We start from the raw sequence: 24,081 nt of genomic DNA on the forward strand, positions 1-24,081 counted from the left end.
GCGACATGGCAACCAGTACCGTCACCCCGCCACGTCACGACCCGAAAGTCAACATCGCACTTCGCAACTTCGCTATCTCGATCACGGTCTTCAACATCCTCGGCTTCACCGTCCTCGGCTTCGAGCAGCCCTGGACCTGGCCCCTCATCGCGGTCTTCGCCGGCTACACGATCGAGATCGCCCTGGAGGCCATCGGTGCCCGCGTCGAGGGCCGAGCCCCGCGATTCAGCGGCCGAGGGCTGCGCGGGCTGATCGAGTTCCTCTATCCGGCGCACATTACGAGCCTCGCGCTCAACATGCTGATCTACGTCAACGACCAGCTCTGGACGATGCTCTTCGGTGTCGCGGTCGCCATCGGCGCCAAGTGGGTCCTGCAGGCCCCCATCCGGGGCCGGATGCGGCACTACATGAACCCGTCGAACTTCGGCATCGCGGTGATCCTGATGGTGTTCCCGTGGGCCAGCGTCGCACCGCCCTACCACTTCACCGAGTACATCTCGGGCTTCTGGGACTGGCTGATCCCGGCGATCATCATCGTCGGCGGCACGATGATCAACGGCAAGCTGACCGGTCGGATGTGGCTGATCATGGGCTGGCTGTCCGCATTCGCTCTGCAGGCGATCGTGCGTGGGGTGCTGCTCGACACGTCGATCCCGGCGGCCCTGGGCATGATGACCGGCGTCGCGTTCGTGCTGTTCACCAACTACATGGTCACCGACCCGGGCACCTCACCATCGGCGCCGGCCGCGCAGGTGGCGTTCGGTGCCAGCGTGGCCGTGGTCTACGGCCTGCTCACCGGCTTCGGCATCGCGTACGGCATCTTCTTCGCCACCGCCGCCGTCTGCCTCATCCGCGGCGGCTTCCACTGGACCCTGCACTTCATCGAGAAGTCCAAGGCGGACCGGGCACCCAGCCTCGACACGGCCGCGATGCCGGTGCCAGCGAGCACCGGCAACGGCAACGGCAAGGAACACACCGGCAAGGAGGTCGTCCCCGCATGACTCGTGTAGCGATAGTCGGCATGGCGTGCCGCTATCCGGACGCCACGTCACCCCGGGAGCTGTGGGAGAACGCCCTCGCCGGGCGGCGCGCGTTCCGCCGTCTCCCCGACGAGCGGATGCGGCTCGAGGACTACTGGGACCCGGACCCGAACACGCCCGACAAATTCTACGCCCGCAACGCCGCCGTCATCGAGGGGTACGAGTTCGACCGGATCGCCTACAAGGTCGCCGGGAGCACCTACCGCTCGACCGACCTGACCCACTGGCTCGCCCTCGACATGGCCGCGATGGCCCTGGCCGACGCCGGCTTCCCGATGGCCGAGGGACTGCCCCGGGACCGTACCGGCGTGGTGGTCGGCAACACCCTGACCGGTGAGTTCACCCGCGCGAATCAGCTGCGGCTGCGCTGGCCCTTCGTCCGGCGCATGGTCGCCGCGGCGCTCAAGGACCAGGACTGGGACGACGACCACCTGATGACCTTCCTCGACTCGTTCGAGGCGACCTTCAAAAGTCCCTTCCCGGAGGTCGACGAGGACACACTGGCCGGCGGGCTCTCCAACACCATCGCGGGCCGGATCTGCAACCACTTCGACCTCAAGGGCGGTGGCTACACCGTCGACGGCGCCTGTTCGTCGTCGCTGCTGTCGGTCGCGACCGCCAGCAAGACCCTCATCGACGGTGACGTCGACGTGGCCGTCGCCGGTGGTGTCGACCTGTCGATCGACCCCTTCGAGATCATCGGGTTCGCGAAGACCGGCGCGCTGGCGACCGGTGAGATGCGCGTCTACGACCGTGGGTCGAACGGCTTCTGGCCGGGCGAGGGCTGCGGGATGGTCGTCCTGATGCGCGAGGACGACGCTCGCGCCGCCGGCCACCGCATCTACGCCACCATCGCCGGATGGGGGATCTCCTCCGACGGCAAGGGCGGGATGACCCGACCCGAGGTCAGCGGCTACCGACTCGCGCTCGACCGGGCGTACGAGCGCGCCGGCTTCGGGATCGAGACGGTCGGCCTCTTCGAGGGACACGGCACGGGTACGCGGGTCGGTGACGCCACTGAGTTGACCGCGCTGTCCCTCGCCCGTCGTTCCGCCGACCCGACCGCGGCTCCGGCCGCAATCGGTTCGATCAAGGGCATGATCGGGCACACCAAGGCCGCCGCCGGTGTCGCCGGCCTGATCAAGGCGGCGCTTGCCGTGCACCACCAGGTGCTGCCCCCGGCCATCGGCTGCGTCATGCCGCACGAGATCCTGGCCGACGACAACGACCCGGCGCTGCGCGCACTGCGCAAGGCGGAGCCGTGGCCCGACCTGCCGAACGTCCGGGCCGGGGTCACGGCGATGGGCTTCGGCGGCATCAACACGCACATCGTGCTCGAGGGTGGCCCCTCCCGACGTCGGCGCGGGTTCGACAGCCGGACCAGCCGGCTGGCCTCCTCCGGCCAGGACGTCGAGCTGCTGCTGATCGACGCCGCCTCCCGGGAGAAGCTGCGGGAGCGGCTGGACAGGCTCGTCGAGTTCGTCGACGGCGTCGCGTACGCCCAGCTGGGCGACCTGGCCGCGACGCTGCACGGGGAGTTGCGCGACCTGCCCTACCGGGCGGCCGTCGTGGTCTCGTCACCGGCCGACGCGGTCGCGCGGCTGCAACGTCTCTGCGCCGTACTGGACGCCGGCGAGACGAGCCTGGTCAGCGCCGACGAGCGCTGCTTCCTGGGCCACGTCGGCGGTCCGGGCCGGATCGGCTATCTCTTCCCCGGGCAGGGCTCGGGGCAGGGGACGAGCGGCGGTGCCCTGCGCCGCCGGTTCAGCGAGGTCGACGAGGTCTACACCAAGGCGGCCCTGCCCACCTCGGGCGACATGGTCGCCACGACGGTGGCCCAGCCCCGGATCGTCACCGGCTCGCTGGCGGGCCTGCGCGTGCTGTCGGCGCTCGGCATCGAGGCGACCACCGCGGTGGGGCACAGCCTCGGCGAGATCACCGCCCTGCACTGGGCGGGCGCGTTCGACGAGGACGCCCTGCTGCGTACCGCGATGGTCCGTGGCCAGACGATGGCCGAGCACAGCTCGTCGGGGACGATGGCGAGCATCGCGGCGGCACCCGAGGCGGTCCGGCCCCTGCTGGCCGACCTGCCGGTCGTCATCGGTGGCTTCAACGGTCCACAACAGACGGTGATCGCCGGCACTGCCGAAGGGATCGAGGAGGCCTGCCGCCGCGCCGGCGAAGCGAGCTTCGCCACCACCCGGTTGCGCGTCTCGCACGCGTTCCACTCACCGCTGGTGGCACCGGCCGCCGACGCGTTCGGCGACCGGTTGACCGATGAGCAGTTCGACCCGCTGTCGCGCCGGGTGGTGTCGACGGTGACCGGCGATGTCCTCCCGGTCGACACCGACGTGCCGGCCCTGCTGCGCCGCCAGATCACCGACCCGGTGCTCTTCACCCAGGCGGTGGCCTTCGCGGCGAAGGACCTCGACCTGTTCATCGAGGTCGGCCCCGGTCGGGTGCTGGGAGCGTTGGCGACCGCGGCGACGGACGTGCCGTCGGTGTCCCTCGACACCGATGACGAGTCGGTCGCCGGTCTGCTCAACGCCGTCGGTGCCGCGTACGTCGTCGGCGCGTTCCGGGTCGACGACGGGCTGTTCCAGGGTCGCCTGACCCGGCCGCTGCAACTCGGGGCGAAGTTCAGCTTCTTCGCGAGCCCCTGCGAGGCCGCGCCGCCGCTGACAGTGCAGCCCGTGCGGCGGGCCGTCGAGGCGAAGAAGATCGAGGCCGACACCGACGCCTCCGAGCCGCCGCTGCACCTGCTGCGTCGGTTGGTGGCCGACCGCGCCGAGCTTCCGATCGAGATGGTACGCGGCGAGAGCCACCTCCTCGACGATCTGCACCTCAGCTCGATCACTGTGGGACAGGTGGTCAACCAGGCCGCCCAACTGCTCTCGGTGCCGAGTGCCCAGACGCCGACGAACTTCGCCGTCGCCACGGTAGGGGAGTTGGCCCAGGCGTTGGAAGACCTGGCCAGCTCCGCCGGGGAGGGTAGCGCGGCGACGGCGGCCACTGTGGCTGGTGCGGCCGCCTGGTCCCGGGCGTTCTCCGTCGACCTCGACGCCCTGCCGCTGCCACCGCGCGTCGAGGTGGAGGCCAACGGCCCCTGGCGGCGCTGGTCGCGAGACGGCGACTCGCTCGCCGAGTCTCTGCGGCAGGCGTTGGAGCACGGCGGCGTCGGTGGCGGGGTTCTGGTCTGCCTGCCGGCCGACTGCACCGAGGCCGACCTGGCGCTCGCACTGGACGGGGCCAAGGCGGCGATCGCCGACAAGCAGCGCGACCGGTTCGTGGTCGTGCAACGTGGTCGGGGCGCCGCCGGGCTGGCCAAGTCGCTGCGGTTGGAGATGCCCCGGATCCGGACCACCATCGTTCGCGTACCCGCCGACTTCGACGACCCGGCGTTGCTGGTCGCGGAGGTGGCCGCCACCGGGCGGTTCCATGAGGTGCGCTACGACGCCGACGGCGTGCGGCTGGTGCCCACCCTGCGGGCGATGCCGGTGCGACCGGCCCGGGAGATCATGCCGCTCGACGCGTCGGACGTGCTGCTCGTGACCGGCGGTGGCAAGGGCATCACCGCCGAGTGCGCGCTCGCCGTCGCGCAGGACACCGGCGCGGCGTTGGCAGTGCTCGGTCGCAGCGACCCGGCGACCGACGCGGAGTTGACCGCCAACCTCGACCGGATGACGGCCGCCGGGGTGCGCCTGCACTACGCCCGCGCCGACGTCACCGACCCGGCGCAGGTCAGGACCGCGGTCGACGGCGTACGCCAGAAGCTGGGCCCGGTGACGGCGGTCCTGCACGGTGCCGGCCGCAACGAGCCGGCGACCCTGGCCAACCTGGACGCGGCGGCCTTCCGGGCGACGTTCGCCCCGAAGATCGACGGGCTGCGCGCCGTCCTCGACGCCGTCGAACCGGGCGCGCTGCGGATGCTCGTCACCTTCGGCAGCATCATCGGCCGGGCGGGACTGCGCGGTGAGGCGCACTACGCGACCGCCAACGACTGGCTGGCCGAAATCACCGCGGACTTCGCGGCGGCGCACCCCGAATGCCGGACGCTCTGCCTGGAGTGGTCGGTCTGGTCCGGCGTCGGCATGGGCGAGCGGCTCTCGGTCGTGGAGGGTCTGCAGCGGGACGGGATCGTCCCGATCTCGCCCGACGAGGGCGTACGCCTGATGCGTCGCCTGATCGCCGACCCCGACGCCCCGCCGGTGGTGGTGATCAGTGGCCGCACCGAGGGCATCGACACAGTGCGTCGGGAGACGCCGACGCTGCCGCTGCTGCGGTTCGTCGGCACGCCGCTGGTGCACTACCACGGTGTCGAACTGGTGACCGAGGTCGAACTCAACGCCGGTACCGACCTGTATCTCGCCGACCACCTGCTCGACGGCAACCTGCTGTTTCCGGCGGTGTTTGGCATGGAGGCCATGGCGCAGACCGCCACCGCGCTCACCGGGCGCGCTGACGTGCCGGCGATGGAGGACGTCGAGTTCCTCCGGCCGATCGTGGTACCCGTCGACGGCAGCGCCACGATCCGGATCGCGGCGGTGGTGACCGGCGACGAAGATGTCGACGTCGCCATCCGGGCCGCCGACACCGGCTTCGCGGTCGACCACTTCCGCGCGCGGCTGCGCTTCGGCGACCGCGGAGAACTCGACGGCCCACCGGACGAGACCGGCGCCGGCCTACCGCTGGTGCCCCTCGACCCGGCCACGGACCTGTACGGGGGCATCCTCTTCCAGGGCCAGCGGTTTCAGCGGCTGCGCGGCTACCACCGGGCGGCGGCACGGCACGTCGACGTCGACGTGTCAGCGGTCGCGACCGACGACTGGTTCGCCAGCTTCCTCGGCGGTGACCTGCTGCTCGGTGACCCCGGAATGCGGGACGCGCTCATGCACGGCCTGCAGGTCTGCGTACCGCACGCGACGCTCCTGCCGGCCGGCATCGAACGCGTACACGCCGCTGGCCCGGTCCTCGCCGACAAGGGTGAGGCCCGGTTCACGGCGACCGAGCGCAGCCGCGACGGCGACACCTACCTCTACGACATCGCCGTCCGCACGCCGGGCGGCGAGGTGGTGGAACGGTGGGAGGGCCTGCGCCTGCAGGCGGTGCGCAAGGGCGACGGGCGCGGCCCGTGGGCGGCGCCGCTGCTCGGCCCCTACCTCGAACGGTCGCTCGACGACCTGCTCGGTGCCCAGGTCGCGGTGGCGGTCGAGCCACACGGCTCGGACGACCCGCCCCGACGCGCCATGACCGGCCTCGCGGCCGGACGGGTGTTCGGCCGCCCGGTCGAGGTGCGCTACCGGCCCGACGGCCGGCCGGAGATTGACGACGACCGGGTCGTCTCGGCGGCACACGGTGCCGGTGTGACCGTCTGCGTCGGCGGTCGGGGGGTGCTGAGCTGCGACATCGAGGCGGTCTCCGAGCGCGACGCGGGGACCTGGTCGGCGTTGCTCGGCCCGCACGACGGCCTGGTCGGCCAGCTCACGAGGGACACCGACGAGGACATCGACACCGCGAGCACCCGGGTCTGGACGGCGATCGAGTGCCTCCGCAAGGTCGGACTGCCGGTACAGACCCCGATCACGCTGAGCGCGGTCGGTCCGCACGGCTGGCTCACCCTGGCCTCCGGCACACTGCGGATCGCCGTGCTCGTGACCCGGCTGCGCGACCACGCCGACCCGGTCGTCGTCGCGGTGCTCACCGACGGGTGGTCGCTTCGATGAGCAAGTACTTCGAGTACCCCCACACGGTCGGCTTCGAGGAGACCAACCTCGTCGGCAACGTCTACTACGTCAACTACCTGCGCTGGCAGGGGCGGTGCCGGGAGATGTTCCTCAAGCAGCGGGCACCGGACGTGCTGGCCGACCTGCAGGACGACCTCAAGCTCTTCACTCTCAAGGTCGACTGCGAGTTCTTCGCCGAGATCACGGCGTTCGACGACCTCTCGGTCCGGATGCGGCTCGTGGAACTGGCGCAGACCCAGATCGAGTTCGGCTTCGACTACGTGCGGCTCGACCCGGACGGCGGCGAGACGCTCGTCGCCCGAGGTCGGCAACGGGTCGCGTGCATGCGTGGCCCCAACAACCGGACACTGCCGGCGCGGGTACCGGAGGCGTTGGCCCGCGCACTCGAACCGTACGCAAACGGGGAGGCGAGATGAGCGACGAACTGCTCACTCCGAGCGAGGTGGCCGGATCGAAGCTGTTACGGCGGGCGTTCGGGACGTTCGCGACAGGCGTCACCGTCGTAACGGTCGGCGGCGCCACACCACACGGCATGACGGCCAACTCGTTCGCGTCGGTCTCGCTGGACCCGCCGCTCGTGCTGGTCTGTGTCAGCCGCGACGCGATCATGCATCAGATCCTCACCGAGGCCGGCACCCTAGGCATCTCGGTGCTCGGGCACCGGCAGGAGAAGGTGGCACGCCACTTCGCCGATCGGTGGCGGCCACTGGGGTTGGCGCAGTTCGGCTCGGTCGAGTGGACGCCGGGCAGCGTCACCGGCGCCCCGCTGATCGACGACGCGGTGGCTCACTTCGAGTGCCGGGTCTGGCGGACGTACGACGGCGGTGATCACACGATCTTCCTGAGCAGCGTGGTGTCGCTGCGCTGGGAGAGCACCGGTGACGTGTTGGTCTTCGTCAACGGGCAGTTCCGCGGCATGACCGAGCCGGCGCAGGTGCCCGAGCCGAGCGAGGCGGCGACATGACACTCACCGCGTCGCGGCGGCGGCCGCCCGGACCACCGTTCTGGGCGGCGCCGAAGCTGCTGTGGAAGCTCGGCCGGGACCGGCTCGGGCTGATGTCGTCGGCAGCCGACACCTTCGGTGACGCGGCCCGCATCGCGATCGGCCCGAAGGTTCTCTTCTTCTTCAACCACCCCAACCACGCCAAGCATGTGCTCGCCGACAACCCGGACAACTACCACAAGGGCGTCGGGCTGGCCCAGGCCAAGCGGGCCCTCGGCGACGGGCTGCTCACCAGCGAGGGCGATCTGTGGCGCAAGCAGCGACGGGTGATCCAGCCGGTGTTCCAGCCCAAACGGATCGCCCGGCAGGCCGACGTGGTGGCCGAGGAGGCCGGTCGGTTCGTGGACCGGTTGCGTGGCCACGTCGGGCGGGGTCCGGTCGACATCGCGGGCGCCGCCACCGGGCTCACCCTCGGTGTGCTCGGCCGTACCCTGCTCGACGCGGACCTCGGCGGGCTCGGCGACGTCGGCGGGTCCTTCGAGGCGATGCAGGACCAGGCGATGTTCGAGATGGTCACGATGAGCGCGGTGCCGATGTGGGTGCCGCTGCCGCACCAGGTGCGGTTCCGCCGCGCCCGTCGTCACCTGCAGACGGTTGTCAACGAGTTGGTCGAGGCGCGCGGCGGCCGGCTCGACGGCGACGACGCCCTGAGCCGGCTGATCCAGTCGACGAACGCCGAGCCCGACGTCGCGGTCGGGCAGCGGCGGTTGCGCGATGAGTTGGTCACGCTCTGCCTGGCCGGCCACGAGACGACGGCCAGCACCCTGAGCTGGACGTTCCACCTCCTCGACGAGAACCCGGCCGTCTGGGAGCGGCTGCGGGCGGAGGCGCTGTCGGTGCTCGGAGACCGACAGCCGACGTTCGACGACCTGCACCGCCTGCGTTACACGGCGACCGTGATCGAGGAGGCGATGCGTCTGTACCCGCCGGTGTGGATGCTTTCCCGCATTCCGCAGAAGGCGGACACCATCGGCGGGTACGACGTGCCGGCTGGGGTCGATGTGTTGATCTGCCCGTACACGCTGCACCGTAACCCGGAGTTCTGGCCGGAGCCCGAACGGTTCCGCCCGGAGCGGTTCGACAAGGACGGTACGGCCTCGCGACCCCGGTACGCCTACATCCCGTTCGGCGCCGGCCCGCGGTTCTGCGTCGGCAACAACCTGGGGATGATGGAGGCGGCGTTCGTGGTCGCGATGGTCGCGCGGGAACTGCGGCTGGCCAAGGTGCCGGGATACCGGGTGGTGCCCGAGCCGATGCTGTCGCTGCGGGTTCGCGGCGGGTTGCCGATGACAGTGCACGAGGCATAGCGGGATCGGATCGGAGCGAACTGCGGCTCCGCGAGGGCGTCCCCTTCACCGTGGTGGCCCTCGCGGAGCCGCAGTTTGCGCGGTGGGCGCCCGACTCACGTCTGGGCCTCAGGCGCTCATTTGAAGAGAGTCGGCGCCATCGACGTACCGCTCCGGGCCGTCCTGCTGCTGTCGGTATGCCTCCCGGGCGGTGCGGGAGGCGCTCGTCTGGTGAGTCACCGCAGTGCTGTTGTGAGTTCGGCGGCGTTGTCGAACGCGGGTGCCGCCCTTTCGGATTCGTCTTCCGTGAGCGTGACGGACTGGGCGCGGGCCAGCATCTCGGCCGCGGTCTTTGGATCGTGCAGCACCATCGCGAGTTCGGCGCGGTAGACCAGGACCTCGACCTGCTCGACCGGGTCGTCGTCGGCTTGCGGGCGGGCCAACGCGCTGTCGAGGATCCGAACGGCCTGTCCGACGCTTCCCCTGGAGTCGGCCTGCACGACAGCATTCGCTAGGGCCTTGGCCAGCCGCCCGGCAGGCGTGGCGGCCGGCATGGGCGCGGTGGCGGCGTCCCGAAAGACGCGGATCCAGTTGCCGCCCGGGTCGATGACGCTGAACCCGCCCAACCCGTCGGCGTTCTTCCGCGCCCTGGGCCGGGTCATCCGCGGCGTTCCGGACACCAGTACCTTGCCGTACGCGGCGCGCATGCCGGCCGCGAATGCCCGATGGAGTCCCTCGACGTCCGCGGTGAGTACCAGGCAGGAGCCATAGGACTGCTCCGGGTCGAATCCGGCGATCTCGAAGAACTGCAGACGCAGGTCTTCGCGCTGCACCCCCACACACGAGTAGGGCTTGCGTTGCTTGTACGTGGTGCGGAAACCGAGAACTCCGTAGAAGGTCTCGATGTCGTCAATGGATGCGCACGGCAGCAGGGGAACGGTCACCTCGTTGGTCATGCCTCCTTCCTAGGCGTCGCAGGGTGTCCGTCGCACATAGAAATAGCCGATCATCGCCTTTGGTTATCCGATCGGCTGATGACCCAGAAGCCCAACGCCGCCCGGCCGAGCTATCGACGGTGCCATCCTGCCTGCCAGCTGTCCCGCCAAGGCGTTGGTGGGGGGTCGGGCGATCAGGCGGATTGCCGGCGGCGGTGTAGGCGGGGAGTTGGGCGGGGATACCGAGGTGGACGGTGATGCCGAGGATGCGGGACAGGCCCAGGGCAGCAGCGCGAGCTGGTCATTCCACACCGTCAGCGCGCGTTCCAGGCCCACTACCGAGACCGGGGCGGACAGCACGCCGAGGGGCACACCCGCGGCGGTGAGGGTCAGCCCGAACGGCGCTTCGGCGGCGCAGGCCGTACCGGTCCCGCAGGATTACGGCGACGGCAACGAACAGCCAGCAGAACGCCGCGAACGCGACGGTGACGTACGCCGCGCGCAGACTCGGCGCAGTCCAGAAGGCGAACCAGTAACCGCCCGGTCCGCGCCCGGCGAGTACCGCCAGCAGCAGCGCGACGCCACCGACCACGGCCCACAGGTGGAACGGATCCCGCCGACCGACGACGAGGCGTACGACGACTGTGAACAGCGCCCACCCACCGAGGGTGACCAGCAGGTGCGCCGGCGCGGCGAACCAGGTCAACACGAGCCGGCTCGCCACCAGCACCACGGCCGGGATCAACCACACCAACACCCGGTCCGCCCGCGTCACGGGCGTCGGCAGCGCGGCGACCCGCCACGGCCGGAGCGCGCCGAGCAGCAACCCGCGCGCGGCGGCTGAGCCGAACCCGCGCCCGTACAGGCCGAGCAGCACCACCAGCAGGATCGACCCGAGCAACGCCCGGGCCGCCCAGGCCATCGCCGGGTCCCGGTCGGCGCGCCGCGCCCCGAGGTCGGCGGCGGTGAAGTTGTACGCGGGCAGGTCCACGTCGGCGCCGTAGCGCTGCCGGTGCGCGTCGCGCGCGTCGTGGTACGCCGCCGCGGCCAGCCGCCAGTCACGGTGGGCGGCCGAGGCACCCGTGTCCAGCCACTGCGCGTGCCGCAGCACCATGGCCCGGTACGCGCTCAGCGTCTCGAACAGGTCGACCTGGTAGTCGAGAGTGGCGGTGAAGCGCCCGCGCAGTTCGGCATCCCGCCAGGTCGCCGGTTCGGTCGCGGCGACCAGGTCGCGCATGCGCCGGGCCAGCACGACGGCCTGCGTGCCCTCCTCGATCGCCTCGTCGACGCGGCCGCCGGTGACCGCGTAGATGCTGTCCAGCGCCGCGGAGTCGCCGGTCGGGATGTCCCACTCGAAGATCCACATCATGGGCGGCGGTTCCAGCCCGAGCGCCCGCACCGACCGGTCGGCGTACGGACCGATGTAGAGGCCCTTGGTGACCGCCTGCCGGGACAGCGCCATGGCCTGCCCGATCGCGGCGACGGTGCCCGGGTCGCCGGAGAACGTGCGGTACGCCCAGTCCGGGCCGTGATCCGGACATGAGGCGGACGAAGCGGCGCGGCAGGCAGCTATGACATAGATGGGATTACATGTCTAGCGTGAACTCAGGTATGAAGGCCGAAGGCACGTCTCGGTGCTGATTCCTGAGAAGGAGCGACAGATGAAACATGCACTGCGCCGCCTACGAACGGGGGCGGTCGCGCTCGCTGCCTGCTCACTTGGGCTGAGCCTACTGTCGGTACCCGCCGCCGAGGCGTACTCGGTTGCCCCTCTCGCGCCACAATCCGAGCGAGCACCGGAATCGAACCAGTTCTCGGCAGAGGGTGTGACCACGATCGGTGAACTCCGCACCGTCAACAGCTCGCTGTCCTACGCCCCCAACGGCGGGACACAGATCATCCAGCACCCCGGTGCCACCTACGTCAAGGTGCACTTCAGCTCACTGCGACTGGCCCAAGGCGACTACGTCACCGTCTCGAGCCGCGACGGCAAGGAGAGCTACCGGTACGACCGCCACCTGAACCGGGCGACCGGTTCGGACTACACCACCGACGGACAGCCGGGTTTCTGGGCGATGTCGGTGGAGGGCGACACCGCCGTGGTGACACTGCACAGCAGCCGCCCCTCACGTGCCAGCGCCGCCACCATTGACCGGTTCTGGCGCGGATACGACCGCACGGAAATCGCCGCGCACAACTTCTCCACCCAGTCCGTGTGCAGCACCGACGCCCGCCGGGACGTGGTCTGCTACCAGAACAGCCACCCCACCGAGTACGCCCGTGGCAGGGCGGTGGCGCGGCTGCTGATCAGCGGCGGTGGACTGTGCACCACCTGGCGGGTCGGCAACACCAACCGGATGCTGACGAACAAGCACTGCTTCTCGACGCAGTCCGCCGTGAGCGGCAGCGAGATGCAGTTCAACTACCAGTGCGCCACCTGTGGCGGCGCGAATCCCGGCGCCGGCACCAAGGTCAGCGGTGCCACCCTCTACAGGGTGAGCAGCGGCGGCTCCAGCCAGCTGGATTACGCCCTGTTCTCGGTCAACAACTTCGCCGCCATCCAGGGGTTCGGCACGCTGTACCTGGCAACCACCGCCACCAGCACCGGCACCCGGATCTATGTCCCCGGGCACGGTGACGGCACCGCGAAGCGGCTGTCGATCTACGAGGACACCCAGAACGGCGCGACCTGCGCCGTCCGGAACGCGAACTACAACACCTGGAACATCAGTTACAGCTGTGACACCTCCGGCGGCAACTCGGGTTCGCCAGTGTTGAACGCCAGCCACCGGGTGATCGCCCTGCACCACCTCGGCGGTTGTCCGTCGAACCAGGGCGCGAAGGCGCACCTGATCTACAACGAGATCGCCAGCCTGATCGACAACGGCTGAGACGGTGGGCCGCCGATGCGCGCTCTGCGCCTTGGCGGCCCATCGGCGTCCTCGCCACTCGACCTCGGCGACCGCTGGGGGTGCCGGCGAACATCGTCGCCGACGTGCAGACAGTGCTGGGCAGGCGTCGCCGGACGACGCCGCGCGTCGATGACGTCGAACGTGGACCACCGCCGGCCACCGGTCGCCCCGGCTGTGCGCCAGGGCCCGCCGTTCGGCGGACCCTGGCGCGCGACACAGAAGATCAGCGCAGGGTGTCGATGTCGATGACGAACCGGTACCGCACGTCCGAGGCGAGCACCCGCTCGTACGCGTCGTTGACTGCCTCGGCGCCGATGACTTCGACCTCGGGAGCGATGCCGCGCTCGGCGCAGAAGTCCAGCATCTCCTGCGTCTCGGCGATGCTGCCGATGCTGGAGCCGGCGAACGAACGTCGATTGCCGAACAACGCGAAGACGGGCACCGGCAGCGGCTCCGGCGGGGCACCCACGCTGACAAGCGTGCCGTGCAGACGCAGCAGGCCGAGGTAGCTGGCCATGTCGATCGGCGCGCTGACCGTGTTGATGATCAGGTCGAAGCTGTTCTTGAGCACCTCGAACGTCACCGGGTCCTTGGTGGCGTGGTAGTGCTCGGCGCCGAAGCGCAGGCCGTCGTCCTTCTTGCCCAGCGTCTGTGACAGCACCGTCACCTCGGCGCCCATCGCCGCGGCGATCTTGACAGCCATGTGGCCCAGACCACCCAGGCCCACCACGGCGACCTTCTTGCCGGGACCGGCGTTCCAGTGCGCCAACGGAGAGTACGTGGTGATGCCCGCGCACAGCATCGGCGCGGCCGCCTCGTACGGGATGCTTTCCGGCACCCGCAGCACGAAGTTCTCGTTCACGACGACGTGGGTCGAGTACCCGCCCTGGGTCACGGTGCCGTCCCGGTCGACGCCCGCGTACGTCTGGGTGTTGCCCTTGAGGCAGTACTGCTCGTTTCCGGTGCGGCAGTTCTCGCACTCGCGACACGAGTTGACCATGCAGCCAACACCAGCACGGTCGCCGACCGCGTGGCGGGTGACGTCGGGGCCGACCTCGGTGATCCGGCCGACGATTTCGTGGCCAACGGTGAGCGGGTAGGGAACACTGCCCCAGTCGCCGCGCACGGTGTGGATGTCAGAGTGGCAGATGCCGGCGTAGCGGATTTCGATGAGAACATCGTGCGGGCCCAGGTCCCGCCGTTCGATCGTGGTACGCACGAGCGGTTCGGTGGCAGAAGGCGCGGCGATGGCGTTGACGGTGAAGATGATGTCCTCCGGTGACGTGATGCTGACCTGCCTGCACCTCACCACACGCGTGCTGGATGCGATCGTCGGCCTGGGCGTCAGGCTTTTTCTACAGCAGGGGTCATCTGTCCGCGCTCACCATGCTGGTCTGCGTGGTTCAGGCGGTTTCCTTCTGCAGTGCGGGGCCGAGGAGCAGCCCTCCGTCGATGACATACTCGGCGCCGGTGATGAAGGCCGCGTGCGGCGATGTGAGGAACAACAGCAGCGCAGTGATGTCGGCGGGCTGCCCGAGTCGCGGGACGGCGAACGGCTCGGGCGAGTAGAAGTCGGCGATCGGGGTGTCGCTGCCGGCCGCCGGCTCGGTGATGAACGGAGTGGCGACAACGCCGGGGTGAATTGCATTGACGCGGATGTTGTCGCGGCCCAACTCGAGGGCAGCGGTCTGAGTGAGCCCCCGAACCGCCCACTTGCTGGCGACATAGGGCGCGTAGAAGGCCGTACCGCCGATGCCCATTGTGGAGGCGATGTTGATGATCGTTCCTCCTCCCGCGCGCCGTAGCGCCGGGGCGGCTGCCTTGATGCCGAGGAAAGTGCCGGTGAGATTGATGTCGAGGATGCGAGCCCACGTAGCCCGGTGGGTGGACTCGATGAGGGCCGGTGGGTTCTGCACCCCGGCGTTGTTGACCAGGATCGTGAGCGCGCCGAAGACCTTCTCGGTCTCCGCGACGGCGGCGGCCCACGACTCCTCCTGGGACACGTCGAGGCAGACGAAACGCGCCCCATCTCCCAACTCTGCGGCGAGGCCAGCACCACGCTCGGCATTGATGCCACCGATGACGACGTTGGCGCCTTCGGCGTGCAGGGCGCGAACGTGGCTGGCCCCCTGCCCACCGGTGCCGCCGGTCACGAGAACGGTCTGATTGGCGAAGCGGGACAAAAGATCCTCCGGGTGCGTGCGAGGGATGACAACCCGAAACCGGGTGGCGAGTCGACCGACTCACCACGTCGAAGCTACCTCTCCTGCGAGTGGTGAGTCAACCCACTCACCTCGCTATGATGGCCGCATGACCCCAGCGCCGTCGGCCTATCACCAGCGCGTGGCGGAGGAGAAGCGCGCGCTCATCGTGCGGGCCGCCACCGAGCTTTTCCTCGAGGTGGGCTACGACCGGGCATCACTGGCGCGTGTTGCCGACAGTGCTGGCGTGTCGAAAGCAACGCTGTTCAAGCAGTTTCCGACAAAGGCAGCGTTGTTCGATGCCATCGTCATCGACTCGTGGGCCGAGAACGACGTCGCCGACGTGCCGCCCGCCGGTGACCTGACGGCCGGCCTGACGGTTCTGGGAAGGCGCTACGCGACGCTGTTGAGCCAGCCGGAGATGACCGCCCTGTTCCGCATCGTCATCGCCGAACTGCCACGCTTTCCTGAACTGGCCAAGGCGCATTTCTCACAGGGAAAACTGCCGTACTTCGAGTCCGTCCGGATCTACCTCCTGGCCGAGCGCGACGCGGGAGCCGCCGACATCGCTGACCCGGAGATGGCCGCTACGCAGTTCCTCGGGATGATCTCGAACTACCTGTTCTGGCCGAGCCTTCTGCTCCCGGACTGGACGGTGACCCCTACCCGCACGACCGCGGTTGTGGAAGAAGCCGTCCGAACCATGGTTGCGCGATATGGCACCGACGTTCACCACCGGGACCGTGAGGTCGTTACCGCGTCTGCTGCAGAAGACGCGCAGGGCCGCCGAGAAGTCCTGGCAACAGACTCCGCGAACAAGGCGCGCGACTGCAACCGCCGGACCTAGTAGCCATGATCGCGAAGAAGTAGCGGGTCCGCTCAGGTCACCAGGCCCCGGCGGTACGCGTACACCACGGCCTGCACCCGGTCGCGCAGGTCGAGCTTGGTGAGGATGCGGGACACGTACGTCTTGACCGTCTCCTGGCTGATCACCAGGGCCGCGGCGATCTCGCTGTTGGAGAGGCCCTCCGCCATGAGCCGGAGCACCTCCAGCTCGCGCGGGGTCAGCGCGCCGCCGTGCGGGCCACCCTCGGCCGGGCGGATGCGGGCCGCGTACCTGCCCACCAGCTGCCGGGTCACCTCCGGGGCCAGCAGCGCGGCGCCCGTCGCCACCGTGCGGATGCCGTGGAGCAGCTGCGCCGGTGGGGCGTCCTTGAGTAGGAAGCCGCTGGCACCCGCGCGCAGCGCCTCGTAGACGTACTCGTCGAGGTTGAACGTCGTCACCACGAGGACCTTCACCGGCACGGGGACCCGGGCACCGGCCAGCAGGCGGGTCGCCTCGATGCCGTCGAGCACCGGCATCCGGATGTCCATCACCACCACGTCCGGCCGGAGCCGAAGGGCCAGGTCGACTGCCGCGCGTCCGTCGCCGCACTCGCCGACGATCTCCATATCGGGCTGGGCGTCGATGATCGTCGCGAATCCGGCGCGGATCAGCTCCTGATCGTCGCAGACGAGCACCCGGACCGGCGCGGTCACGACGGGTTCCCAGCCGGGATCCGGGCCCGCACGAGGAAGCCGCCGCCGGCCCGCGCACCCGCGCTGAAGTCACCACCGAGGACGGTGACCCGCTCGCGGAGCCCGGCGAGGCCGCGCCCGCTGCCGCCCGGGGACGCGCTGTCACCCCCGGAGCCGTCGGTGCTGATCTCCACGGTCGTCTCTCCTTCCCCGTGGTGAACGCGAACCCTGGTCCGGCTGCCGTGCGCGTACTTCAGCGCGTTCGTCAGCGCCTCCTGCACCACCCGGTACGCCACCACCTCGGCGCCATTGATGGCCACCGACGGCGTGCCCTCCCGGACGAACTCGACCGGCTGTCCGGCCTGCCGGGAATGGGCGATGAGGGCATCCAGGTCGCCGACGAAGGGCGTACGCGGATCGCCTGTGCTGTTGTGATCCGGGTTGAGCAGGTCGAGCAGCTGCCGCAGGTCGCCGACGGCCCGGCGGCCGGTCCCGGTGATCGCGGTCAGCGTCTGGTCCAGCTTGTCCGGGGCGTCCATCAGGTAGCGCGCCGCCTCGGCCTGCACGACCATCGCCGTCACGTGGTGGGTGACGACGTCGTGCAGCTCCCCGGCGATGCGCGTGCGCTCCGCAGTACGGGTGGTCTCCTCGACATGGCGGCGGCGTTCCGCCTCGGTGACCCGGTTCTGGCGCAGCCACGCCCCGATGCCCCACGCGAGCGCCAGCAGCAGGTAGAAGGTGGTGAACCCCGCGATGCCCTCACCCGATCCGAGCCGGTCGAGGGAGACCGCCAGGGGCACGTACGCCGCCGAGGCGAGACCCGCGACGGCCCAGCGGCGCCGTTCCAGGTGGGCGCCGGCGCTGATGAGCGCGATGGCCAGTCCCGTACCCGCGATGGTGTGGTAGCCGCGGAGCTGGTCGATCGCGAAGCCGAGCGACACCAGCATGAGGCAGGCGGCCGGCCACCGACGCCGCACGGCCAGCGGCAGGCACTCCAGGGCGACGACACCGATGGTCAGCGCGTCGTACGGGCGGTCCGGGAGGTCGCCGAGCTGCGTACCCTGCCGATCCAGGGCCGGGACCACCGTCGCGAGGGCGAGGGCTACGGCGATCGGGAGATCCCGGACCGTGATCGGCCACTGCTGCCACAGATCCGGGAGCCTCCGGAGCCTGATCACCGGGTGACTGTAGCGGTTGCCGGGGCCTGCGCCGAGCGGTGGCGGCGCGCGATGATGTGCCCGCGGCGCTTGGCCAGCCACAGGAACACCACGGTCAGCACCACGCCGGCCAGCACCGCGTACAGGCTGCCCTCCGGCCCGAAGTCGCCACCGCTCAGCGCGACCGGCCCCGACGTCGACGCCTCGAGCAGCCCCTTCGACTCGCCGTTGCCCGAGACCACGACGCTGAAGATGCCGCCGGCGGCGAAGTTCCAGCCGAAGTGCAGGCCGATCGGGACCCACAGGTTCCGGGTGGCGGCGTAGCAGGCGGCCAGCATGAACCCGGCCTCGATGGCGATGGCGGTCGCCCCCCACAGGGTGGCGTCCGGGTTCGCCAGGTGGATCGCGCCGAACACCACGCCGGTCAGGGCGAGAGCGATCCAGGTGCCCGTCCGCTCCTCGACAATGCGGAACAGCACCCCCCGGAACAGCAGCTCCTCGGTGACGGCGGCGGCCGCCATGAACCCGAGCAGACCCAGCGCTCCCGTCGGCGAACCCCAGCCCTCGACGCGGTAACCGTCGAGGAATGCGATGGTGGCGATGACGGCCGCGAACATGGCGAAGCCGATGAGCGTCCCACGGCCCAGCTTCCCGCCCCGGCCGTCCAGGCCGAGCTCGGTCGGCTCACGGTGCTCGGTGCGCCGCACGACCCACCGGTAGACGACCACGCCCAGCACTGCCGTCAACGCGCCCATCACCAGAGTGAGGAAGAAGTTGCCCTCGACGGCGGCGACGCACTGCCAGCCGACGAGGGCGGCGACGGCGACCGCTAGGAACTGTTTGACGAATCGCATCGCGACTCCTTCGTAGACCGTGGCCGGAGCGCCAGCGGACACGAAGAAACCTATGGTTTTGCGCCGCTGCAATCGTCACCGCACGGTGGACACTTGCGGGTAGCTCGCACGGGGGACAAGAGCTACATTCCGCGCCGGATGGCGGCGACTGACCTGGGCGATCGGGCGACGTACGCTCGAAACCCGCGGTGCGTCCGGGACGGTGATCGCCACGCCGCCGGTCGCAGTGCAGCACGGCGTTCTCGAAGGAGCTGTCCGTCCGGCTGCACATCGACGTTCGGCCGGGGCTGCTCACCAAACTGGACACCACCACGACCAACGTGGAGCTTGGCTCCCGCAGCAGCCTCTGCCAGACACGCCTGAGCCAGCACCTGAGCAGCCGGGCGGTCCGGGTTCAGGTCAGTTTCACGAGTCGCGGCTGTCGGCAGAGTGTCGACCAGGGAGCGCCCCAATCCGACCAAGGAGGTGAGCGACGGTCTGTCCCAAATCCGTAAGGCGGTAGTTCGTCGGGAACCGCGGTTCAGGCACGCCAACTGTGTTTTGCGCGTTGTGCAACTCATCCTCTTCCTCGCCGGAAAGGTGTTGCTGGCTACGTTCAACCGCTTCGACGAAATTCATTTTCACCAACTTCTGAACAAGGATTTGCGCAACGTGAGCAATGCCTATGTCTCGATTGGCTATGTCTTTTACTCGGAACTGCTCAGCTTCCGTCGTTGCCACCGACAAGCATCGCGCATCAACTCCTTCGAAATCCTCCAAGAGTGAAATCAGAATCCGCATCTCATCAGCTCTGGATCCATCCTTGGCTCCCAGAATGAAAGCTCGAGCAAGCACTCTGATCTTCCACTCGTCGGCTGTGGCGGTCGACGCTCCGACGGCCTCGCCCAGCAACTGCCGTGTCTTCCGATCAGATTGCTCTCCCGCAGCGAGGTCATCCACAGTTGACCCGCTCTCCGATTCAACGGCGTCGGTAAACTGCTGTACACCCTCCGCGGCCCAGAGACGGTAGACCAGCGACACCGATTCCTCCACCATGGAGCCCGCAAGCGCGCTGGCGGGAACGGCTGCGACGCCGAGCTCTGGTCTCTGGAGCACAGCTGCTGCGACTGTTAGAAGAGCTGCAACCGCAGGTGCCACGGTGTTTCCAGCGGCACGTTGGACGATAGCAACCGCTCGATCTTGCGCTTCTCCCATGCGTCTATTCTGCTCTGCCTGCGCCAGCCGATTCGCCCTGCGTTCGCCTGATGAGTGTGATTGCCTCCGGCGGGTATACCTCCCGCTCCAGACCGGATCCGACTCCGGTAACCAGGCTGCCCGCCCCCTGGACCCCGGGCAGCTTGGGGATGGCCGACGAACCACCGTCACCCGACGAGCACCACTCGGCAGGGCCAAGCCTGCGCGGCGGGATCCGACAACCAGTCAGACGGCAAGATCAACGCTGGGAGGCGGCCGTAAAGGTAGGTCCACCGAGCTGGCCGGGCCCCTGCCGATCAGACGATTTGCAATGCTGTGGTGGGCGCATGAAACGCCGAACGGCGGCCCGCTGAATCAGTCGGGCCGCCGTTCGCAAACTGTGGATCAGAGCGGGCGGATGTTCTCCGCCTGCGGGCCCTTCTGGCCCTGGGTGATGTCGAACTCCACCTTCTGGTTCTCGTCGAGGCTGCGGAAGCCGCTCGCCGAGATCGCGGAGAAGTGGGCGAAGACGTCGGCGCCGCCGTCGTCCGGGCTGATGAAGCCGAAGCCCTTGTCGGCGTTGAACCACTTCACGGTACCTGTAGTCATGTCTGCTCCTCGCAGGCTGTTGGAGACCGCACTGTGCGGACCCTTACGCCGCCGCGTTGATCACCCGCGTCGAAACGACACGAAAAACGAAGAAGCGCCTGGGTGGGTTCAGATGACCCATCAGGCGCTGGAAAACGTCTACGGAAATCAAAACTGCAACACGGCTACCGTAGCAGATGATCCGTCGTCCGTCCCGTTTGGGTGGGCGGACCTGGTCACCTGTCCGCTTCAACGATGCCGCCCTGGCCACAACAGTGAAGCGAACGTCGACCGGCCGTCGCTGCCACGACGACCGGGCGGGCCGGCAGTGCGGGGCCGGTGCCAAGAGCGCCGGCCCCGCTGTGGTCGACCTGGTCAGGCGCGGAAGAAGGTGCACTGGAAGGCAAAGTCGTCCACCCGCACGGCACCGCTGCCACCGAGCAGGGAGACCCGGACGAACACCTTGTTGGGACCGTTCGCGTAGCTGGCCACGTCGTGCCGCCGCCAGACGGTGTCGGTGATCCGGACGGTGCGCAGCGCGAGGTAGGTCCAGCTCGCCGGATCGATCACCTCGACGTTGAGCACCGCCGGCCCGCTGACCGCCCGGACGAAGAACCCGCCGCCGCAGGTGGTGGAGTGCCCGGCGGTACGCGGCCCCACTGTGAGCAGCTTGCCCACCCCGGACCAGCCACCGGTCGAGGTTGTGAGAATGGCGTTGTTCGAACCAGACCGGGCCGTCCCCGTGCCCAGTTCGAAAGCTCCGCTTCCGGCCCCGGAGCGATGGAACTCCCACACCGCTGCCGGGTTCCCCTCGAACCCGTCGGTGTGCTGCCAGAGGTCCGCCTGAGCGGGGCCGACAGCCACGGTCAGGGCCACCGCCGTCGCCATGACAGCCGCGGCGGTGAGGCGTACGGCTCTGGTGAATGCGGTTCTCATCGTTGTCTCCTTCGCTCGTCGCCGCTCGTCACGGCGCGCCGTAGATGACGACCTGGTACGCGTTGATCGCCTCTCCCACCGGCTGATGCCAGGTGCGCGGCGTGGAGTTGCACTGGCTGCCCTTCCGGTTGGCGTGCGAGTTCAGCCCGTACGCGGTGTTGGTGGCGAAAAGCGGCCCACCACTGTCGCCGCCGAGGGTGCAGATGTTGGTCTCGACCATCTGGCGTACGGTGCCGCCGGCGCCGTTGACCGTCACGTTGGTCTTGAGCACGGAGCCGCACCTGAATCCGGTGGTCCTGCCCGAGTTGCAGACCGACAGCCCACTCACTGCCGTCGCCCAACCGTGGATGCTGCGGCTCGTGTTGTTCCACAGGTTGATGACGCCGGTCGCCCAGACCGACGAACCGTTCATCCAGATGAGGCCGTAGTCGTTCTCCGGATAGTTGCTCTCCAGCGACGGCCCGACGTCCTGCCCGTTGGGCAGTGTCCAGTGCGGGTAGCCCTGAGTGCAGTGGCCGGCCGTGATGATGTAGTTGAAGGTGTAGTCGGTGGCGGTGAACCCGACCGAGCAGCCGCCCAACGAGTCCCCACTGGAGATCCCGACGTTCGGCTGGATCTGGCCGGCGCTGGTCTCGAACCGCACCGCCGCGCCGAACTTGCGCGCCACCGAGCGTTGCACGGCGTTCTTCGCCCCCGACGCCGGCAGGCTCACCACCACCTGGTTGGTCGCCGGGTCCACCCCCCAGGTCGTGTTCGGCTCACTCGCCGCGGCCTCCAGCGTCCGCTGGATGGACTGGAGTTGCCGTTCGCCACGAGCGACGACGCGCGCCTTCGCGCCAGCGGCGGTCACCTTCGCGGCAGCCGCGGCGTCGGTGACCGCGACGACGAGGTCGCCGTTGGACAGGTACGCGCCGCCCGAGCTGGCACCCAGCTCGGTGGTCAGCTGGTTGGCGAGTCGCACGTTGGCGTTCTCGGCGCTGATCAGCCTCTCGGCGGCATCGCGGCTGATACCCCGCTGTGCGGCGATCGCCTCGGCCATGTCCGCCGCCCCGCCGGCCCGGTCCCTGGCGACGCCGCCGCCGGAAGCCAGGGCTGCCCGGCCATCGGTGCGGACCGGATCCGCCGCGCCCCCGGGTTGGGCCGGTCGGTCTACCGGCCCGGCCGCTGCCGCCGTCGGGACGAAGGCCACCGACGCCACGACGGCGAGCGCCATCGCGAGCAGGGACCTGCGGCTTGGCCTTTTCTTACGCGGGTGGCTGACGACACGTTCTGACATTCACCGCTCCCATCACGAGGGGACTGGTCGGCCAGGTCAGGAGCCGGACGGCCCGGACCGGACGGCAATCCTCGCAATCGGGAGGGGGCCGCGAGTGGGATGTTGGACGCGGCTGGACACGGCTGGACAGGGCTGGACACCTGGCTCCGGTCGGCCGCCCGGCGGCTCTTCGGGATGTGTGCAGGCGAAGTCCCAAGCCATTGTCAGCACACTGTCGGGTTCGCCGCGCTCGAGCCCGAGGGCCTGGATCAGGCTCAGCAGCTCGTCGGGAGCCTCGCCCGCTTCTTCTACCAAGCGGCAATCGAAGAGAACGTCGTCGGATCCTGCCCCCCACTGACCCGTGCGACGATCCCGTGGTCGAGCCAGAGGATCAGTCCCTTGTCGCGATCGGTGATGCAGAACGACGCGTTGTCGTCAGCACGATGATGATCGATGAACTCCAGGAGCGCGCCGAGCGCGTCTTTCGGGCCGCCAGGGACTCACTCCTGCTCGTTGTCCGTGTCGTCGCTGGTGGGTGGGCTGTCAGCGACGCCGCGAAGGGATCGCCGGCGACGCCCGGAGGACGGTGAGCCAGGTGGCGTTGGGCGCGGGGTCGCCGGAAGATTGGAGAATCTTTCTGGTTGGCGGCAACCTGCGGGCGGTGGATCGCATGTACCCGGATGTAAGCGATGATCGCCACGATCCATAGGGGCCTGGAAATGTCTGCACGTCCTCTTCTGCTGCTGCCCGTCGCCACCGTCCTTCTTGGATTGTCTGCCTGTAGCTCCTCGCCGGCTTCTGGGCCTGGCCCAACCGCATCTGCTCCGACGTCGGCCGCTGCGGCCACTGGCACCCCCGGTGCGTCGGCCGCTGCGGCTGCCACGGCGGCCGACTGTCCCTCGGCGACGACCCTCCAGACGCTGGTCGAACTGCCGAAGGGCTCGTCTCTCACGACAGTGAAGTGCTTCAAGGACTGGGCGGCGGCCGATCCGCAGGGCCCGACCGCCGGCGACGGTGTCTACCTGTTCCGCTACGTGACCGGTACGGGCTGGAAGTACTACGACCAGGGCAGCGGGTGGGACTGCAAGGATCTCGGCCTCAGCGAGCCGGCGCCGTTCTGCATCTCGGATCCGGTGACGACGACGACCAAGCCGGTGAACAGCGCGGCCACGAATGCCACGTGCCCTTCGGCGAAGACTCTCGAGAGCCTTGTCGAGCTTCCGAAGGGCTGGACGTTCGGCGGTGTCGAGTGCGTCAAGGACTGGGCGGGAGCTGACCCGCAGGGCCCGAAGGCCGGTGACGGCGCCTATCTGTTCCACTTCGTGACCGGCACGGGCTGGAAGTACTACGGCGACGGCAGCGGATATGACTGCAAGGACCTCGGCCTCACCGAGCCGGCGCCGTTCTGCATCTCCTGACGGGTTGACCGCGGTCGGTTGCTGTGACGCACACCAGCTATGGTGTGCGCCACAGCCAACG

At 69.2% G+C, this 24,081-nt stretch carries 19 protein-coding genes; 8 read left to right on the forward strand and 11 right to left on the reverse strand.

Annotation, left to right across the window (positions count from 1 at the left end; genetic code table 11):
- Positions 1–5 precede the first annotated feature (5 nt).
- From PSH03_RS05035 to PSH03_RS05055, 5 genes are read left to right on the forward strand one after another with little or no spacing between them, the layout of a single operon-like run.
- Positions 6–1,001, forward strand: a complete 996-nt coding sequence (locus tag PSH03_RS05035; RefSeq protein ID WP_238688396.1) for an RnfABCDGE type electron transport complex subunit D — start codon at positions 6–8, stop codon at positions 999–1,001.
- Complete coding sequence (locus PSH03_RS05040; protein WP_238688397.1) at positions 998–6,763, forward strand: type I polyketide synthase; 5,766 nt, start codon at positions 998–1,000, stop codon at positions 6,761–6,763. The genes PSH03_RS05035 and PSH03_RS05040 overlap by 4 nt, the downstream gene beginning before the upstream one ends.
- Positions 6,760–7,200: an acyl-CoA thioesterase gene (locus tag PSH03_RS05045; protein ID WP_210780573.1), complete on the forward strand. Its 441-nt coding sequence runs from the start codon at positions 6,760–6,762 to the stop codon at positions 7,198–7,200. Before PSH03_RS05040 ends, PSH03_RS05045 begins: the two co-directional genes overlap by 4 nt.
- A complete protein-coding gene (locus PSH03_RS05050) occupies positions 7,197–7,748 on the forward strand; it encodes a flavin reductase family protein (RefSeq protein ID WP_210780572.1) in 552 nt (183 codons plus the stop codon). The genes PSH03_RS05045 and PSH03_RS05050 overlap by 4 nt, the downstream gene beginning before the upstream one ends.
- Positions 7,745–9,094 (forward strand): cytochrome P450, encoded by a 1,350-nt coding sequence (locus tag PSH03_RS05055; RefSeq protein ID WP_238688398.1) that lies wholly within the window; start codon positions 7,745–7,747, stop codon positions 9,092–9,094. Before PSH03_RS05050 ends, PSH03_RS05055 begins: the two co-directional genes overlap by 4 nt.
- Positions 9,095–9,309: 215 nt before the next feature.
- Here the strand turns inward: PSH03_RS05055 and PSH03_RS05060 are convergent, their stop codons facing one another.
- Complete coding sequence (locus tag PSH03_RS05060) at positions 9,310–10,029, reverse strand: DUF8817 family protein (RefSeq protein ID WP_238688399.1); 720 nt, start codon at positions 10,027–10,029, stop codon at positions 9,310–9,312.
- 280 nt (positions 10,030–10,309) lie between these two features.
- Positions 10,310–11,470, reverse strand: a complete 1,161-nt coding sequence (locus PSH03_RS05065; RefSeq protein ID WP_238688400.1) for a hypothetical protein — start codon at positions 11,468–11,470, stop codon at positions 10,310–10,312.
- A 364-nt stretch (positions 11,471–11,834) separates the two neighbouring features.
- Here PSH03_RS05065 and PSH03_RS05070 point away from each other — a divergent pair, with 364 nt between their 5' ends.
- Entirely contained in the window at positions 11,835–12,899 is a 1,065-nt protein-coding gene (locus PSH03_RS05070) for a trypsin-like serine peptidase (RefSeq protein WP_238688401.1), read from the forward strand.
- 244 nt (positions 12,900–13,143) lie between these two features.
- Here the strand turns inward: PSH03_RS05070 and PSH03_RS05075 are convergent, their stop codons facing one another.
- Both PSH03_RS05075 and PSH03_RS05080 read right to left on the reverse strand, forming a co-directional pair.
- Positions 13,144–14,187 (reverse strand): NAD(P)-dependent alcohol dehydrogenase, encoded by a 1,044-nt coding sequence (locus PSH03_RS05075; protein ID WP_238688447.1) that lies wholly within the window; start codon positions 14,185–14,187, stop codon positions 13,144–13,146.
- Positions 14,188–14,323: 136 nt separating this feature from the next.
- On the reverse strand, positions 14,324–15,073 hold the full coding sequence (locus tag PSH03_RS05080; RefSeq protein WP_238688402.1) for an SDR family NAD(P)-dependent oxidoreductase: 750 nt from the start codon (positions 15,071–15,073) through the stop codon (positions 14,324–14,326).
- A gap of 157 nt (positions 15,074–15,230) precedes the next feature.
- Between PSH03_RS05080 and PSH03_RS05085 the strand changes: the two genes are divergently transcribed.
- Positions 15,231–15,968, forward strand: coding sequence for a TetR/AcrR family transcriptional regulator (locus PSH03_RS05085; RefSeq protein ID WP_238688403.1), 738 nt, complete (start codon positions 15,231–15,233; stop codon positions 15,966–15,968).
- A 32-nt stretch (positions 15,969–16,000) separates the two neighbouring features.
- Here the strand turns inward: PSH03_RS05085 and PSH03_RS05090 are convergent, their stop codons facing one another.
- The 7 genes from PSH03_RS05090 to PSH03_RS05120 all read right to left on the reverse strand — a co-directional run bounded on the left by PSH03_RS05090 (position 16,001) and on the right by PSH03_RS05120 (position 22,623).
- Entirely contained in the window at positions 16,001–16,660 is a 660-nt protein-coding gene (locus PSH03_RS05090) for a response regulator (protein WP_210780565.1), read from the reverse strand.
- Positions 16,657–17,817, reverse strand: coding sequence for a sensor histidine kinase (locus tag PSH03_RS05095; RefSeq protein WP_210780564.1), 1,161 nt, complete (start codon positions 17,815–17,817; stop codon positions 16,657–16,659). Before PSH03_RS05095 ends, PSH03_RS05090 begins: the two co-directional genes overlap by 4 nt.
- Positions 17,814–18,650, reverse strand: a complete 837-nt coding sequence (locus tag PSH03_RS05100; RefSeq protein WP_238688404.1) for a CPBP family intramembrane glutamic endopeptidase — start codon at positions 18,648–18,650, stop codon at positions 17,814–17,816. Before PSH03_RS05100 ends, PSH03_RS05095 begins: the two co-directional genes overlap by 4 nt.
- 405 nt (positions 18,651–19,055) lie before the next feature.
- Positions 19,056–19,844 (reverse strand): hypothetical protein, encoded by a 789-nt coding sequence (locus PSH03_RS05105; protein WP_238688405.1) that lies wholly within the window; start codon positions 19,842–19,844, stop codon positions 19,056–19,058.
- Between the two features lie 384 nt (positions 19,845–20,228).
- Complete coding sequence (gene cspE / locus PSH03_RS05110) at positions 20,229–20,432, reverse strand: transcription antiterminator/RNA stability regulator CspE (protein ID WP_013283833.1); 204 nt, start codon at positions 20,430–20,432, stop codon at positions 20,229–20,231.
- A gap of 354 nt (positions 20,433–20,786) precedes the next feature.
- Complete coding sequence (locus PSH03_RS05115) at positions 20,787–21,347, reverse strand: hypothetical protein (RefSeq protein WP_210780561.1); 561 nt, start codon at positions 21,345–21,347, stop codon at positions 20,787–20,789.
- Positions 21,348–21,375: 28 nt separating this feature from the next.
- Positions 21,376–22,623: a S1 family peptidase gene (locus tag PSH03_RS05120; protein ID WP_238688406.1), complete on the reverse strand. Its 1,248-nt coding sequence runs from the start codon at positions 22,621–22,623 to the stop codon at positions 21,376–21,378.
- Between the two features lie 668 nt (positions 22,624–23,291).
- Between PSH03_RS05120 and PSH03_RS05125 the strand changes: the two genes are divergently transcribed.
- Positions 23,292–24,020 carry a hypothetical protein gene (locus PSH03_RS05125; protein ID WP_238688407.1) on the forward strand — a complete coding sequence of 243 codons (729 nt, stop codon included), beginning with the start codon at positions 23,292–23,294 and terminating at the stop codon, positions 24,018–24,020.
- Positions 24,021–24,081: the final 61 nt, after the last annotated feature.

It is taken from the genome of Micromonospora salmantinae (assembly GCF_022230905.1).
GTDB classification, from domain to species: Bacteria; Actinomycetota; Actinomycetes; order Mycobacteriales; family Micromonosporaceae; genus Micromonospora; species Micromonospora salmantinae.